Consider the following 16,748-nt stretch of genomic DNA (forward strand, 5'->3'; position numbering starts at 1 on the left):
AGAAGCATGCCAAGAATCATCTCACTCTGATTTGGCCCTGCTTTCATTCGCTGTTTTTTGTGATACCCCCAGCCGCTTGAGCTGCGCATCGAGTGTCTGATAACTACCCATTCCCAGCAGGCGGGCTGCTTTTGCCTTTACTCCATGCGCCTCATCCATAGCACGTTGTAAGTACCTACAATGGATTTCATTCAGATGTTCCTCCAGGTCAAAGCCGTCTCCCAGCGGACGATCCAAGATCGAGTTCCGGCCATTTTTAGTCCCAGGAAAATCAGCTATGGAAGCAGCCAGTTCCTTTTTTCCAATCTCTGTTCCCTCGGACAGAATCGCGGCCTGCATCAGGGCGTTATATAGCTGCCGCACATTCCCCGGCCAGGGCTGGGATTTCACAAATGAAATTGCGGAACCAGAAAGGGATTTGTGTTGATACCCCGGTTCTTCCGCGGCGAACTGCCGATTAAGCATGCCCAGTAATCGCTCTGCGATTTTGGGAATATCAGACTTTCGGTCCCGCAGCGGGGGTAAGTTAATGGAGATTGCGGCCAGGCGAAAATAAAGGTCTTCCCGAAATTCGCCGGCTTCCATCGCCGAAAACAGGTCTTTGTTAGTGGCAGCTATGATCCGGACGTCCACGGTGCGTTCATCATTCTCTCCCAGGCGGCAGACCCGCCGCACAGAAGCCCCTTTTCCCGTGACAGGTTGCAGTACCCGCAGCAGTTTGGCCTGTGTTTCCAGATCACACTCCCCGATTTCATCCAGGAACAGCGTTCCTCCATCAGCAGCCTCGAACAAACCTGCCCTGGCCTGTTCCGCCCCTGTAAAGGCCCCTTTGCAATGACCGAACAGTTCGGATTCGAGCAGACTCTTGGAAAGTGCCGCACAATTGACAGTTTTAAGTTCCTGATGGCGACGCTGACTTGCCTTGTGAATCGCCTGGGCGAACATCTCTTTACCGGTTCCGCTTTCTCCTACCAGGAGAACTGAAACATTGCGGATTGCAGCACGTTGGGCGCGTCCCACTGCTTCCCGGATCGCCCGGCTGTCACCGGCAATATCTTCAAAACCTTCGATCTCTGCGGGAGCCCGGGAAGCCAGGTGCTGCAGATGCGCGTCCGGATTGCGAAGCACTTCGGGAAGTACATCAATCAGATCAAAGGGGATATCAGTCGCCCAGACACGCCCGTCACGCGCTGTTTCATAGAATGTGGCAGGATAGCGGGTTTTCCCCAGCAGAAGTAACACCGCGGACATGGCCGGCGTCCCTGGACTCAAGTGCAGACAAAGCTCGGTCTCCGACCAGTCCCTGGACTGTTTGATCTCTGCCAGTTCCCGGTCGACGATCTCAAATATTCTGGCATAATCGGTCGGTTGATGCAGTTCGACGGGGATCCAGTTGACAGAGGTGCCCAGCCACTGCTGATACCATTTGTTCCACTGCCGGTCATAGGTACTCAGCAGCCGGATTTCATCAAAGCCCTGTGCCTGGATGAGCGTTTTCGTAGGGCCCAAATCACCGGGCTCAGCAGGTGCTCCCTTGAGCTGATCCTGTATTATTTTCTGCCGTGCAGGAGACGCGGCGGTCGCCAGTGCTCTGAAGTCACTGTGGCCGATCCATTGAACCAGGATACGTCTCTTTGCTGCCATATCTTTGCTGTCCGTCACTGATGCATTTGTGGAATCACAAATTTGATTGTACAGAGAGTGTACAAAAATCGCAAACCAACTCACTTCAATCCAACCGAGAAAACATCTGGCCGTGTCTGACTGATAACAAAGAGACTCTCGGAATCCATTTTTATCATTCTGGCATCAGAAGTGCATCTGGAACCAGAGTTACACAGAATCTTGAATTTAATACAGCCTTTTCACAAGAGGCGCTCTCCGGCCTTCCTTGAGGCGACCTACGTCAGGGGTATTGATTGTATTCCCTGTTGAGGTTGAGTAGTTTGAGATCTCAGAGAACAACCTTGTTCAGATCCTGATCTGAGTAAATTATCAGAATAGACAAAAACATGTTCGACCCCGATGACCTGATCAACTTCGAACTCTGCTTTCCGGGATCACTGACCGGAGAAACAGAGCTCGAATGCCCCTACTGCCGCGTACTATTGACCGTCCCCGTCAACGATCCAATGGGGGAAGATAGCTTTGCCTGCTGTGAGTGTAGCGGCGTATTTGATGTGAACTGGGCCGAAGGCAGCGTGAAATACCAGCGACCGACTGAGTAAACCCCAAGAAAGTACAACCAAATGTTTCGATTTATCCACGCCGCCGACATCCACCTCGACAGTCCACTCAAAGGACTGGAACAATACGAGGGAGCTCCTGTCGAGATCATCCGCACCGCCCCTCGTGAGGCGCTCGTCAATCTTGTAGATTTGGCCATTGACGAAAGCGTCGCCTTCGTCCTGATTGCGGGGGACCTTTACGATGGAGACTGGCGGGATTTTAACACAGGCCTGTTTTTCATACGTCAGGCACAGCGGCTCCGTGATGCCGGGATTCCCCTCTACCTGATCTCCGGGAATCATGATGCCGCCAACCGGATCACCCGCAGCCTGCAGTTGCCGGAAAACGTCACCTTTTTTTCTCCCACCCAGGCAGAGACAAAACTGATCCCGGAACTGGATGTCGCCATCCACGGTCAGAGTTTTGCGACCGCAGCGGTTTACGATAACCTCGCACAGAACTACCCGGCAGCCCACTCCGGCTGTTTCAATATCGGAGTGTTGCACACCTGCGCCACCGGGAGTGAAGGTCATGAACGATATGCCCCCTGTACCCTGGAAGACCTCAAGATACACAACTATGACTACTGGGCACTGGGACATATCCATAAACGGGAAATCCTGTGCGAAGATCCTTTAATTGCGTTTTCCGGGAACATCCAGGGACGTCACATCCGCGAGACCGGCCCCAAGGGCTGCCTGTTGGTTACCGTGGACGATGAGCGACGTCTTCGCACGGAATTCCGTGCCCTGGATATCTTACGGTGGGAACGGGCAATCGTTGACCTTGATGGTGCCCGTTCCCTTGAAGAGGCACTGGAGCGGGTCTCGACCACGATGGAAACCCTGTTTGGCCAGGCGGAAGGCAGAACCCTGGCACTCCGGATCGATCTCCAGGGGGCTTGCCCTGCTCACAACGAACTGCTCGCCCGGCGGCATCAGCTGATTGCCGAGATCCGCGTACGTGCCCTGGATGTCGGTGGGGGTGAGATCTGGATTGAAAAAATCAAAATCAACACGTCTGATCCTGCATCCGGCAACACGGAAATCTCTGACGATGCTCTGGGAGAAATCCACCAGGTATTCGCTCAGGTCAAAGCCAACCCGTTGCTGCTGGCAGAACTAGGTTGTGATTTCAGTAAGCTGAACCAGAAACTGCCTGCCAACGTCAGGAATTCGGCACTCCGGCTGAACGATCAGGCATGGCTGAATGAACTGCTCACGGAAGCAGAATCGGTGTTAATGAGCCGACTCACAGGAAGGGGAGACCAGTAATGAAATTTCTGAAACTGGATCTGCGTGCCTTTGGCCCGTTCACAGATCAATGCCTGGACCTGTCCCAACCAGCCCAGGGACTGCATCTGATTTATGGTCCCAACGAAGCAGGCAAGAGTTCGACCCTGCGTGCCATCACGGATTTCTTATTTGAAATCCCCGGCCGCTCCAATGATAACTTCATCCATCAATACAGCAAATTACGGATTGGAGCCGAACTGGAGGGCAGCGAAGGTCAACGACTGCAGATCATCCGCCGCAAAGGTAATCAGAAGACTCTACGGTGTGAAGACGATCAGAATCCGGTTGATGAATCCCTGCTCCAGGCATTCCTCGGAAACATCGACCGCACGCTGTTTGAGTTGATGTTCGGTATCGATCACGCACGATTACGCCAAGGGGGAGCCCAGATCCTCGCAGGCGAGGGAGAAATCGGGAAACTGCTGTTCGCCGCGGGGGCTGGAGTTGCCAATCTTCAGGATGTGCAGTCCACGCTCACCCAGGAGACCGAACAGTTACTCAAACCCACGGGCCGCAGCGGCTACATCGCTGAAAGTGCCAATCAACTTCGGGATTTGCAGAATTCCGTCAAAGAATCCCAGGTACCACTGGAATCATGGAAGAAACATGACGAAGCCCTCCAGACAGCCAGAGCACAGCAGGGACGGTGTGATCAGGCTATACGCGAGAAACAGAGTGAATTCAATCGCCTCTCCCGGATCAGGAATACGATCCCTATCGTGGGACGCTGGAAACAGGCGCAAGCGGAATGGGAAGCCGTCCGGCAGGTCCCCCTGCTGGATCAGGTATTTTCCGAAACGTACCGTCAAACCATCATCGATTTCGAAACAGCGCGGCAGCAGCAAGCGAATCTCGCAGAACGTCACCAGCAGATTCTGGCAAAATTGAAGCTGACCGTGGTCCCAGAACAAATCATCCAGGAAGCAACGGCGATCGAAACGGCCCGCAACGAACTGGGCAGTTACCTGAAAGCCAAAGCGGATTTACCTCGCCTGACCACGGCACGAAACTTAGCAGAGAATGATGTGCATGAACTGCTGCAGAAACTGGGGCGTCCTCCTGAATTGTCGGAGATTGAAAGCCTGAGGTTGACTTCGGACAAGACCATTCTCATCCAGACTCTGGGCACGCAGAAAGAGGGGGTAGTCGAACGGGAGCGATCTACCCTGAGGGAAAGCGAACGCATCAACCTTGAACGGTCGCAGATCGTTGAAAAACTCCAGTCACTTCAGGATTTACCCGATTACCGACTGCTGCAGCAGAAACTCAAATTGATCCAGCAGCAGGGGGATCTGGAGAAGCTCCTGCAGACATCGCAAAGCGAACTGCGGGAACTCGAACAAGAAGCGGAAGTCCGGTTACAGCAACTTCCCCTCTGGAAGGGAGCGTTTGCTGAAATTGAACTGCTGGCGGTCCCTTCCTCGACCACCGTTGATCAATTTGCCGAGGAATTCCGGGAACAGGAACGTCAGCTGGGATCGCTCCAGCAGAATTTACAGCAGCAGCGCCAGGATCAGGAGTCCATTGAAACCCGGCTGGAACAACTGGAACTGGGGCAAAGCGTCCCCACTGACGCAGAACTGACTGAAAAACGCCAGCTCCGCGAGCAAGGCTGGCAGCTGGTCCTGGATGCCTGGCAGAAAAATGAGGAGGATGCTGCGGCTCAGGCAGAATTCCTGGACCAGTTCCCCGGCAAGGACCACCTGTCCAAAGCCTACCATCAAAGCGTGGAACATGCGGACCAGGTTGCCGACCAGCTGCGTTCTGATGCCGATCGCGTTGCCACCAAGGCCCAGTTACTGCAACAACGCGAGCGGAATCTAGCAGGGGAAGCCACATTACTGGAAGAGATCGCAGAGCTGCAGCAGCGACAACAGGCAAGCGAAGAACGCTGGCAGGAACTCTGGACCGGTCTGCAAATCAACCCTCGCTCTCCCAAGGAGATGAGTGACTGGTTGCGTCAGCAGGAAGCATGCTGCGTTCTGTCGAAAGAGATTCGTCTGAAACGCTCTGCCATCGATGAACAAATCCAGACAGTCGCCACATCCCGAACAGAGCTCACCACAGTCCTGACAGAGACAGAACCTGATTTGAAGTGTGAGCAGCGGTCGCTCAAAGAGCTGCTGGAGATTGCCGATGAGCGCTGTCAGCATTACCAGAAACTGGAAAACCAGCGGGAACAATACGAGGAGGAACGGGACTCACTGCAAAAACAGCTGTGCGATTCCCTGTCCCAGGCCAGCCAGGCACAGGATGAGCTGCAAACATGGAAGTCCAACTGGGAAAAGGCCGTGCAGGAAATCGGGCTGGATGCCGAAGCGTTACCCGCCCAGGCGAATCAGGTTCTTGCTGACATCAATGACTTAATGAGCAAATTTCAGAAGGTGGAACAGTTGCGAATCCGGATTGATGATATCCAGCGTGAAGCGGAGGAATTTTCACTGCGAACCCGAGAGTTGATCCAGCGTATAGACCCGGAGCTGGAATCCCTGCCCCTTTCTGAAGCCGTCAATAAACTGGATGGTGAGCTGAAGGCAGCGCGTCTGACCGAGGAAAAGCAGACCGGTCTGCTACAGCAGGAACGGGAACTTGAGCATGAATGTGAAGAGGCCAGGAGCTCACTCTCCCGCCTGAACACAGCCCTGACGGAAATGTGTCGCCAGGCCGGCTGTGATAACCATAAGAACTTGTCACAGGCCGTCGAGCAATCTCAAAAACGGCAACAGCTGGAACAGACGAGCCGTGCTCTGCAGGAACAAATCCTGCTGCAGAGCAGTGGCAGCGTCTTCGAAGAATTCCTGGCTGAGGTAGAGCTGGAAGCCAAGGAAGCAGACACTCTTCCCCCGCGGATGGCAGAACTGGAAAACGATCTGAACCAGCTGAACCAGGAACGAGATGTACTGATCGGGCAGATTGTGAGCGAGACCAGCGAGCTGGCCAAAATCGATGGCAGTGCCCAGGCTGCAGAAAAAGCGGCCGAATGCGAAAGCGTGACTGCCCGCCTGGAAGAACAGGTGCATGATTATGTAGTCCTGAAGCTAGCCTCAAGCCTGCTCAACGAAGGCATCGATCGGTACCGACAGAAAAATGAAGGACCGGTCCTGAAGCGGGCCAGTGAAATCTTCTGCGAAATTACAATGAACGCTTACCAGGGGCTGAAAGTCGATTTTGACGAGAAGGCTCAACCGGTCCTGGCCGCGGTGCGCAACAACGATTTAATCCAAGTGATACAAATGAGCGACGGCACCTGCGACCAGCTCTATCTGGCACTCAGGCTGGCCAGCCTGGAAACCTGGCTGGAACATCATGAGCCCCTTCCCCTGATTGTCGATGATATCCTGCTGAATTTTGATGACGAACGTGCCGTTGCCACCCTTAAGGTTCTCTCTGATCTCGCCCGGCAGACCCAGGTCCTGTTTTTCACGCATCACGCACACCTGGTCAAAATCGCTGAAGAAAACCTGTCTGACGAGAATCTGCACGTGACCAATCTCCACGAACTGACTTTCACCGGCTGACAGATCACAGGAAAGCTGTCAGAACATCCTATACAGAAACTTGGAAAGTAATATCCCAACATGAAAACTGTCGTCTGGAATACCCAATGGGCAGTCCCCGGTTCGAAACGGGGACTGCTACTTTCCGAACTGATCCAGCAGCAACAACCGGAGCTGATCTGCCTGACCGAAGCCCAGGCGGGCCTGCTCCCGCGTGACGGACATGTGATCGAGTCCTCCCCCGACTATGGTTATCCCATCAAACCGGGGCGACGCAAAGTGATCCTGTGGAGCAAACACCCTTGGAATGAAGTTTCACAGCATGAGCAGCTGAATTTTCCCTTGGGGCGCATCGTCAGCGGGATTACCCGGGGAGTCCGCATGCTGGGGGTCTGCATCCCCTGGAATGCCGCCCATGTCAGCTCGGGACGCAAAGACCGCAAGAACTGGGAAGACCACCTGCTCTACCTGGATGCCTTACAACAGCTCCTGACCGAACTGGATCAGCAGGTTCCTCTGGCCATCACTGGTGATTTCAACCAGCGTCTGCCGCGCTCGCGTCAGCCTAAGTATGCTTACGAAAAAATGAATGCAGTCCTTTCCCTTGGTCTGACAGTCCATACGTCAGGCAACCTGGGCCCTGAGGGAGCACAACTCATCGACCACATGGCAACAACTTCAGATCTGCAGTTTAATGGTTTGACCGTTTTGGATCGTGTTTCAACCGAGGGCGTCAGGCTGTCTGATCACTTTGGGGTCGCCGGTTGCCTTCAACAGCAGTCACTTGAAATGGGGGCAGGCACACCATCATGAATCCAATGGGTCCCCTCAATGTCAGCCTGAAATCCGGTACAGAACCTTTCCACTGTGACGGACAGGCCTTACCGCGAACATTACTTAATTTCTGGCAGTGGACCAGTTCCGACCTGGTCAATAACGCACTCCGCGGGGTTCTGGCAGAATACCTCGTGGCCACCGCCCTCGGTTGTGATCAGCAACCCCGACAGGAATGGGATGCTTACGATCTGGTAACAGCAGAGGGAGTCACAGTAGAAGTCAAATCCGCCGCCTATATACAAAGCTGGTCCCAACAGGACTACTCAACCATTCAGTTTTCCATCAAACCCAGCCTGGGTTGGAATGCCACCAATAACACTTACTCCCCCCAGTCGAAACGACAGGCTGACATCTATGTATTTTGTGTATTAAAACACAAGGATAAAGCCAGTGTCGATCCATTGAATGTGTCACAATGGGATTTCTACATTATACAAACCAGCGAATTGAATGACCGACTGGGCCGGCAGTCAACGCTTGGTTTATCAAGCCTGTTAAAACTAAACCCGATCCAGGCCAGTTACGAAACCATCTATAGTGAGATTCTGGAACGCATGTCAGATCAAAAAGAACTATAGTAGACTTGCTCCTGCTCCGACCTTTTTCACCAACCAAATCCTGATACATCTTGAACATTGATAGAAGTAAATTCATGAATCAGCCCCACGATCCTTCACAAGATCTCAAAGAGTCAGAAGTAATACAAGATGCTGCAGTGCCAAGACCCGCGCACAGACAGGCATGGATTTTCCAGGCAAACCCGAAATATTATGATATCGTCGAAGCACTAAAGCATCTTGATCATTTCTGCTGGTCGGTCAATCAACACAAAAATAAGATTCGTGAGGGAGATCAAGTCTATCTCTGGGTTTCAGGTAAGCAAGCGGGAATCATCGCACAAGGAACTGTCTTATCAGATCCACAACTAATGAAAGAACCACCCGAAGAGCTGAAATTCCACCAGGTAAATCAGAAACCTACCGAAGAACTGCGGGTCATGCTCCATATCGAAGAGCGTTTCAACCAGCCAATCTCACGTTCTGACCTGCTCAATGACCCAGAGCTACAATCACTGACCATCCTAAAGTCAGCACAAATGACAAACTATCCATTGACCCCAGAAGAAGCAGCGGCTTTAGAGACTAGATGTCAGCAGTCCCTGGATTTCCCTGCTAAGAGTCAACTGCAGGCTGCTTACAACAACTTTCGCAAAGATCCGGCCGAACAGTTGAGGGTCCGGATTCGCAGACACAGGGCTGAACAGCTTCGGAAACTACTTCCTCAGGGAGAGACCATGTCCCTGGAGCAATTCAATTGGGATATCTGGAATATCGAATCCCAGACACTGCTGGACGGGAAGGACATCACCGGACAAATCTTTTCCGATCAGCAATTCACGCCTGAGTTCATTGCTGAGGTCCACTCCGCTCTGGATTCAGATAAGCTGGAGTTACATGGGATTTATCTCTGGCGTTCAGGCAGTAAAGTCTTCGCATCGAGCCTGAAAAACCTGAGCGATGCCGAAAAACTGAATCGTGTAAAAACAGCACTACGAATCCTGAATTCCACTGAGCTGTCCTCCATGGAAAAGGCGCAACAGATCCAGACGGTCCCCGGATTTGGAAGCAACTGGGCAACCGGCCTGACGATGCTGTATCATCCCCAAGAATTCGCCATCTGGAATGCTCAGTCAACAGGAGCCCTCAAGAAGCTGGGCTATGACTGTCAGGATCTTGCCACCTTTCAGTCCTCGATCTGCCAGTTACGAAAGGAAGTCGGAGCGAGCGATTTCCTGGAACTGGACTGGTTTCTCTACCTGGTCAATCAAAACATAATCCAAATCAACCAGACAGATCAGACATTCACCCTCGAACCCGGTAAACGATATTGGGCTATCGCGCTGGGGGAGGGATCGAGGATATGGAAAGAGTGCTATCAGCAGGGCATGATTGCAATCGGTTGGGATGAACTTGGCGATTACAGCCAGTACAAGACAAAGGAAGATTTTTCCAAAGCAATTAGTGAGTACCGCGATGATGGTACGACTCCAACAAACGATTCCTATGCTTGTTTTCAGTTTGTGCATGAAATGAAACCGGGAGATTATGTTCTCTCCAAAAAAGGAAGAACTGAACTACTGGGCTTTGGTGTCATTGAGTCTGATTACATCTTTTCCCCTGAGCGTGCAGAATACAAAAGTATTCGAAAAGTGCGTTGGCTGAAAGAAGGCAACTGGGCACTGCCGGGAAACCCCAAATGGCCAGTCAAAACCCTGACTGATATTACCGACTATCCGCGATTCATGAATTTTGTACTGCCAATAATTTCACGTCATAAAGATGAGGCCGTCTCGATTGCCATCGATGAGACTCCTCCATACACGCTCAACATTGCATTGGATGGAGTTTTTTTGTCAGAGGAACGTTTTAAAAATATCCTGAGTTCCATGGCCAGGAAAAAGAATGTCATCCTGCAGGGTCCACCGGGAGTCGGGAAAACGTATATTGCAAAGCGACTGGCCTACTCCCTGCTCGGTTACAAGGACGAATCCAAAGTCGAAATGGTGCAGTTTCATCAATCCTATTCCTACGAGGATTTCATCCAGGGATACCGTCCTAAAGAAACGGGTGGTTTCCAGCGTCAGGACGGCATCTTCCATCAATTCTGCGGAAAAGCCGCTGCCGATGAATCAGAAAACTACGTTTTCATCATTGATGAAATCAACCGAGGCAACCTCAGCAAGATCTTTGGGGAACTGTTGATGCTGATCGAAGCGGACAAACGAGGTTCCGAATTCTCAATCCCTCTGACCTATGCGAAAGACCAGAGCGAACGTTTTTTCATCCCCCAGAATCTGCATATCATAGGGATGATGAATACGGCTGATCGTTCACTGTCCATGGTAGACTATGCCCTGCGTCGGCGTTTTACCTTTATTGACCTCCAGCCTGAATTTGAAACCGCGTCATTCCGGCATTTTATGGAGAAGAACGAAGTCGAGAGCCAGATAATTGACCTGCTGGTCAATCGCATGCATCAACTAAACGGTAAGATCCGTGCAGAAAAAACCAACCTGGGCCCCGGTTTTGAAGTCGGGCATAGCTTTTTCTGTCCTCAAGGAACAGAAGACGAACTGGGAATGGACTGGTACCGTTCGATCATCCGTACTGAAATCGCCCCATTATTACGCGAGTACTGGTTTGATGATCTGGACCAGGCAGAAGCACAGATTTCGGATCTGCTCCAATGACGATTCCTATCCAAAATATCTACTATCTGCTCTGTTATGCCTGGGACAAACTTCAGGAGGGGCAGATCGTCTCGGTCTCGCCTGAGGATTGCCAGACGACTGCGGAATTGTTTGCCCGGGTCCTGGATTCAGGCGTCACCCACCTTCTGAAACGGGGACTCGACCGGAATTATATTTCCGAAGAGATTGAGACCAGCAGCCTGCGTGGCAAATTTGATATCACAACGACGATCAAACAGAACCTGCTCCGCAAAAGCCGGGTTCATTGTGTGGTTGATTCTTTCAGCTACGACGTACCCCACAACCGCATCATTAAAGCCACACTTCGCAATCTACTGCGCTGCCGGGAACTGGATCGGGACCAGCGCGATCGCCTGTTGCGTCTCTACCGGCGTCTGCATGATGTGAGTGATATCAAACTCACTCCCAAAGATTTCAACAACGTGCAACTACACCGCAATAACGCATGGTACGGCTTTCTGCTGCAGGTCTGTCGCCTGATTTATGACAATCTCCTGATCAACGAAGAAACCGGCGATTCACAATTTCGGGATTTTTTGCGGGATGAACGACAGATGGCCCGCCTGTTTGAAAATTTCGTGTTCAATTTTTATCGCAAGGAGCAATCGGTATTCAAAGTCAAAAGTGAACTGCTTACCTGGCAGGGCGTTGACGCCACGCCCGAGGATCAACAGTTTCTGCCCCGCATGCGAACCGATGTCTCACTGGACTCCTCTACTCGTAAAATTGTGCTGGATGCCAAATACTACAAGGACAGTTTACAGAGCTTCCACGGGAACTCATCTGTGCATTCCGAAAACCTTTATCAACTGTTTGCATATCTGAAAAATTTTTATCTGAAAAATATCCAAAATGGTGATTCCCGTCCGATCGAAGGAATACTGCTCTATCCCACGACGGGACAATCTCTATCGCTCAACTATGAAATTCACGGCCATTCCATCCGCATTGTAACCCTGAATCTGAATACCAGTTGGAAGGAGATCCGCCAGCAGCTCTTGAACATTCTGGAACCGAATCCCCTGAGCCTTACTCTACCCGTCTTGGAGAATCCGGAACATTAAACCTGAGAATGTCCTCTTATCTGACAAACTCGCTGATCCGATGCGCGATAGGAAATCGATTCATAGGGTATGTTTTCAATCAACTGCTCAATGGATTCGATAAAACGACTTCCCTACTGATTGTTAAATCCATCGATTTTTCCATTTAAGGTAAAAGCTGAATCGCCGTCTCTGCAATAACAGGCCATACCTTTTTATGCTGGAAATAGATCGCCGCCAGGTCATGTGTATCCCCTCCCCGGGTGTAGAGCTTGCCTCCGATGTCAATGCAGAGCTGTGGCATCATATCCTTCAACAGGAACCAATAGCGATAGGCAGGGTCCAACTCTCCCTTAACCAGTCTTTTGAGGTAATCTGAATTTTTCAATGTTGGGAAACAATTGAACCACGCATCCTGCCTCCCACAACCAAATCCTGATGAGTCCAGGAATCCATTTCGGCATTCCCAGTTGTCCAGCCGCCCCGTTGCGTGTGTTAGAAACTCACAGATAAATCGAAACGCGATCGTTGATGGTGTCGATGGAGGGAGCTTCTGCGGAACATCATCCCCTATGGACTGGCATAACTCATCCAGAAAGACTCCCGGATCAACGGCCATACGCTCTGACCAGTCCGGCCAGACTCCTGGAGTACATCCATATGATAAGTGAAGGCTCCCCTCTCGATTGATACTGAGAGCTGAGGAGAAACCTGCTTCCAGTTCAATGAGGCTGAGGCAGTCATACTGCCCGCCACCGGGGTGTGTCTCAATCAGGAAAAAACGATCCGGAAATCGTCTCCAAAACTCGGTTATCAGCCGCCAGGAAAGGATTTCCTGTAATTGTCTGCCTGAATTCATCTAAGTGGGTTCCTTTTGATCTGCGCACTGACCTGCCCCGTTCCAGATGCCGACAACATCGACGGCGACCAGTGTCAGCACCAGTAAGACTTCCTGTAGTAACTCTACTTGCGTGCCATCGGCAGTTACTGATGCCAATTGATCAGCCGCTCCCTGAATTCTTTAACTACACCTGGCTCTTCCGCAACCCAGTTTTCATCTTTCCCCTCGTTGGCACACTCAGGAAATAGCGTTAATCTGATTTCAGCGGGCTTCATCCAACAGTCGGCAAAACAGGTTCACACACTCGATTTCCCGCGTGGAATTGACCGAGGTATGTGCAATCGCCGGATCTCCTACAATGATTGCCAGGCTTTTTGCCCTGGAAACAGCAACATTCAGCCGGTTTTTATTGAGGACGAACTCCAACCCGCGACTGCCATACTCCCCTGCACTGCAGCACATCGAGACAATCACCACCGGTGCTTCCTGTCCCTGAAATTTATCCACCGACCCCACGCGGGCTCCCTCAGGCAAGCGGTCACGCAATTTTCGCACCTGCATGTTGTAAGGGGCAACATACAGAATATCTTCGATCTGAAGTGTCCCCAGCAGGCTCTGGTCCTCTCCAGTGTGCTGGCACGCCAGTAACTCCCGCGTCAACTCCACAATCCGCTCGACCTCTTCATCACTGGCCTGCGTATTGCCAGTATGTTCTACCGGAGAAAACAGAACCCCCGCCTGTCTGTCTCCCAAATGTCCGGCCCATCCCGGACTTTTTATGATCCGGTGGGCGGTTCCGGGGTGAGATTTCAGATTCCCCTCATAGACCATCTGGGAAATGAATTCACAGACCCCGGGATGCATCCGCCAGGTCTGATCCAGAAAGATTCCCAGCTGATCAGGAACGACGGCATGGTCCCTTAACAGATACTCCAGCAGTGACTGCCCGCTTTCTCCCGGGTGTACCCCCTGCGTCGGCTGACCGAGCTGCATCTGATCCCCGATCAACACCAGATTCCGTGCGGATTGACACATCCCGGCCAGATTGGCAATCGAAACCTGTCCTGCTTCATCAATGAACAGATAATCCAGCCGTGACTCCATTTCGGGTTGAGAGAACAGCCAGGCCGTGCCTCCAATCAGTCCCCCCTGGTAAACGTCGGCAGCTGCCGCGCCACTCTGAATATGCTGCAGTCCCGCATATTTCTCAAACAGGGGTTCCTCATCTGATCCGCCGACTTTAATCCCCTCAAACACATCGCCCATCCGCTCACCACAGGCACTCATCACATTCAGGATGGCCTGATGGCTGTTGGAAGTGATCCCCACGTTTTTCCCATTCTGCAACAAATCGGTGATAATATGCGACGCAGTATAGGTTTTCCCGGCTCCCGGGGGTCCCTGAATGCAGAGTGTTGAGTCTTCCATCTCGCGAACCACTTCCAGGCAGTTTTCGAGTAAGTCCGCCTCACTGTTGAGGACACTTAATTTCCTGTATCCGGGGTAATTCCCCAATTGAGGAGGCTGCCGGAGCAGGAATTTGTGAAAAGCCCCTGGAATGTCTCGGCTCTCTGACCAGCGTTCAGCCAGCCGCCCAATGGCACTCTCAATTGCTCCGGGGCTGACAAATTCATCAGGGATCAGCGACAGTCGCTCGGGCATGGCTGCGTCTGGCAACTGGTTTACCTTGGCCGCAGAAATCTTGAGTACCACACTCCCCTCAGAATCAAATTCATGAATCTCGACGCGGGTACTCAGATCATGCGAGAAAAATGCTTTTTTGCCGGCAGCCAGCTTCGTATCCTGCTGGGGGTCGAATTCGTAGCGATAACCTCGAGAACGCTTGATTGTCACCGGCGGCTCACCTGTCAGGGTCAGGCCCCCCAGGCAATCCAGTTCCTCGATCAGCTCCAGCTCCGATTTGTCAGCCCTGTCAAACATCGCCCACCAGACCGGTTTGGCCTCCCGCCGATGAAATTCCAACAGGTACGCCAGCATCTCCTGAACCTGCCAGTGATCCTGTTGCTCTGCCCGTTCCTTATCTGTTTCAGGTATCTCATCTTTGAGCTGTCGGGCTAACTGCTGACGTTCCAAAACATCCTGATTCTGGGGTGGGGGCTCTGCCTGTGCAGGATCATTCGCCGGGCGGGAACCATTGGTACCGGGGACATAATCCACTCCCTGTTCACGCTGACGATCCCACAGCCAGGCCGCCAGTTCATAGGTCGATACACAGTCTTCTTCGTTGTAATCCCGAATCTGCTTGAGGAGGGGTGACTGCCGCCAGTCGGGTGATTCCCCCCGCTCCAGCCAGTTGGCATAGAACACTATAGATCCCACCGCATCCTGCACATCCCCTGCCCGTTTCTCCTTGTAGAGTTTTTCCACTGTCTTCAGACTGTAATTGCGTGCCCCCAGTAACAGCCCTTTCCGAACTACCTGATACAGGTCGACCAGGACTCCCTGCCGCAGTAACTGGTCGACTTCTTCTTCCCGCGTCGCGTAGCGGCTCATCAGGCGTTTCAGGGCCGACTGTTCATAAGGGGCATAATGATAGACGTGCATGGCGGGATCTGCCTGCCAGCGCTGATAAACCCAGTCAATAAACGCTTCGAAGGAACGCCGCTCTTCCCGCTCATTATGAGCCCACCAGTCATGGAATACGGGTTGCCCATCTGCCAGGGTCACTGCCCCCAGCAGATATTCCAGGCCTCCATCGACCAGTGAATACCCCTCAATATCAAAATACACATCTCCCGTTGAGGGAGGCGGCAGCATGGTCAGCCCGGAACCAGGGTTCAGCGGGTCGGGACGCAGGATACGATAGGTTGGCTGAATAACAGCCCCCTCCGGCGCCGACTCCTCATTCTGGCGGGTCATGACCTGTAATGCAGCCTGTTCGACCAGACGCAAGCGAATTTCCTCGCTCAGTTTCGGAACGTGCTGGTCTGTCGCCTGCGCCAGTTCTGCAACGGTTTGAATACCGGCTGCATTCAACTTCTTGATCTGGCCCTTGGAAATACCGGCCACCTGAAACAGATGATCGTGTTCCAGCAGAATCTGTTCTGCATGGGACTGCCAGTCAAAATGATCAGCCCGGGGGTCAGGATACGGAGGTGCCGTCTCGGCATCAAATTCGTCCATCTGACGCAGAAAGGCCTGTTTGAGTCTCAGGTAATAGTAATAATAATCATCTGTCCGAAACCGTTTTTGCTCACCATTCCCAAGTACCACCTGCATCCACTCAGGCCGGGTTCCCTGCAGGGCTTCCAGCATTTCGGAATAGCAGCACAGCTGAATCAAAAAATAGGGTTTGACCTTGCGGGCCAGTTTGGTATCCCAGACTTCGTACAGCGAGCCAGCATCAGCACTGCGTACCAGGAAATCGGTCATACCACGAAAAGGCGCTGATTCCAGTGTCCCCTGATAGATGATTTCACGCTGTTGCTGCATCGCCTGAAGTGTGGCCTGGCAGTCCCCGCGATCGACGCGGGGAATTTCACAGACATCCCGACCATCTGCTTTAAGACCGGCAAGAAATTTTGCCTCATACTGATTACCGGCATCGGTAATCAGCCGCCCCTCTTCACTCATTTCGTCAGGTGTCACTCTCTCGGGTTGTTCCAGGCGCATACGCTGCATCCAGCTGGCGTAGGGAGACTCCATGAATCGTATCAGGTCGGAGGGTGAGTAAAAAAGCTGACGGGAGTCGGGATCACGAAACATGCTGGACTT

General features: G+C 52.2%; 11 protein-coding genes. 7 read left to right on the top strand and 4 right to left on the bottom strand.

Annotation, left to right across the window (positions count from 1 at the left end):
• Positions 1–21: 21 nt before the first annotated feature.
• Positions 22–1,644, bottom strand: coding sequence for a sigma-54 interaction domain-containing protein (locus GmarT_RS15275; RefSeq protein ID WP_002643637.1), 1,623 nt, complete (start codon positions 1,642–1,644; stop codon positions 22–24).
• Between the two features lie 368 nt (positions 1,645–2,012).
• Between GmarT_RS15275 and GmarT_RS15280 the strand changes: the two genes are divergently transcribed.
• The 7 genes from GmarT_RS15280 to mcrC all read left to right on the top strand — a co-directional run bounded on the left by GmarT_RS15280 (position 2,013) and on the right by mcrC (position 12,193).
• Positions 2,013–2,228, top strand: coding sequence for a hypothetical protein (locus GmarT_RS15280; protein WP_002643636.1), 216 nt, complete (start codon positions 2,013–2,015; stop codon positions 2,226–2,228).
• A 21-nt stretch (positions 2,229–2,249) separates the two neighbouring features.
• Positions 2,250–3,503 carry a metallophosphoesterase family protein gene (locus GmarT_RS15285; protein WP_002643635.1) on the top strand — a complete coding sequence of 418 codons (1,254 nt, stop codon included), beginning with the start codon at positions 2,250–2,252 and terminating at the stop codon, positions 3,501–3,503.
• Positions 3,503–7,042 carry a YhaN family protein gene (locus GmarT_RS15290; protein ID WP_002643634.1) on the top strand — a complete coding sequence of 1,180 codons (3,540 nt, stop codon included), beginning with the start codon at positions 3,503–3,505 and terminating at the stop codon, positions 7,040–7,042. The genes GmarT_RS15285 and GmarT_RS15290 overlap by 1 nt, the downstream gene beginning before the upstream one ends.
• A gap of 60 nt (positions 7,043–7,102) precedes the next feature.
• On the top strand, positions 7,103–7,834 hold the full coding sequence (locus tag GmarT_RS15295; RefSeq protein WP_002643633.1) for an endonuclease/exonuclease/phosphatase family protein: 732 nt from the start codon (positions 7,103–7,105) through the stop codon (positions 7,832–7,834).
• Positions 7,831–8,436: a hypothetical protein gene (locus GmarT_RS15300; protein ID WP_002643632.1), complete on the top strand. Its 606-nt coding sequence runs from the start codon at positions 7,831–7,833 to the stop codon at positions 8,434–8,436. Before GmarT_RS15295 ends, GmarT_RS15300 begins: the two co-directional genes overlap by 4 nt.
• Positions 8,437–8,510: 74 nt before the next feature.
• On the top strand, positions 8,511–11,108 hold the full coding sequence (locus GmarT_RS15305) for a DUF8426 domain-containing protein (protein ID WP_149302942.1): 2,598 nt from the start codon (positions 8,511–8,513) through the stop codon (positions 11,106–11,108).
• A complete protein-coding gene (gene mcrC / locus GmarT_RS15310) occupies positions 11,105–12,193 on the top strand; it encodes a 5-methylcytosine-specific restriction endonuclease system specificity protein McrC (RefSeq protein WP_002643629.1) in 1,089 nt (362 codons plus the stop codon). Before GmarT_RS15305 ends, mcrC begins: the two co-directional genes overlap by 4 nt.
• 145 nt (positions 12,194–12,338) lie before the next feature.
• On the opposite strand, the gene GmarT_RS15315 is transcribed toward mcrC, so the two are convergent.
• From GmarT_RS15315 to GmarT_RS15320, 3 genes are all read right to left on the bottom strand, one after another.
• Positions 12,339–13,031: a TY-Chap2 family putative peptide chaperone gene (locus GmarT_RS15315; protein ID WP_002643628.1), complete on the bottom strand. Its 693-nt coding sequence runs from the start codon at positions 13,029–13,031 to the stop codon at positions 12,339–12,341.
• Entirely contained in the window at positions 13,032–13,169 is a 138-nt protein-coding gene (locus tag GmarT_RS29545) for a hypothetical protein (protein ID WP_155367845.1), read from the bottom strand.
• A 105-nt stretch (positions 13,170–13,274) separates the two neighbouring features.
• Positions 13,275–16,739 (bottom strand): TM0106 family RecB-like putative nuclease, encoded by a 3,465-nt coding sequence (locus tag GmarT_RS15320; RefSeq protein ID WP_002643625.1) that lies wholly within the window; start codon positions 16,737–16,739, stop codon positions 13,275–13,277.
• Positions 16,740–16,748: the final 9 nt, after the last annotated feature.

The sequence above is a fragment of the Gimesia maris genome (genome assembly GCF_008298035.1).
GTDB lineage: Bacteria > Planctomycetota > Planctomycetia > Planctomycetales > Planctomycetaceae > Gimesia > Gimesia maris.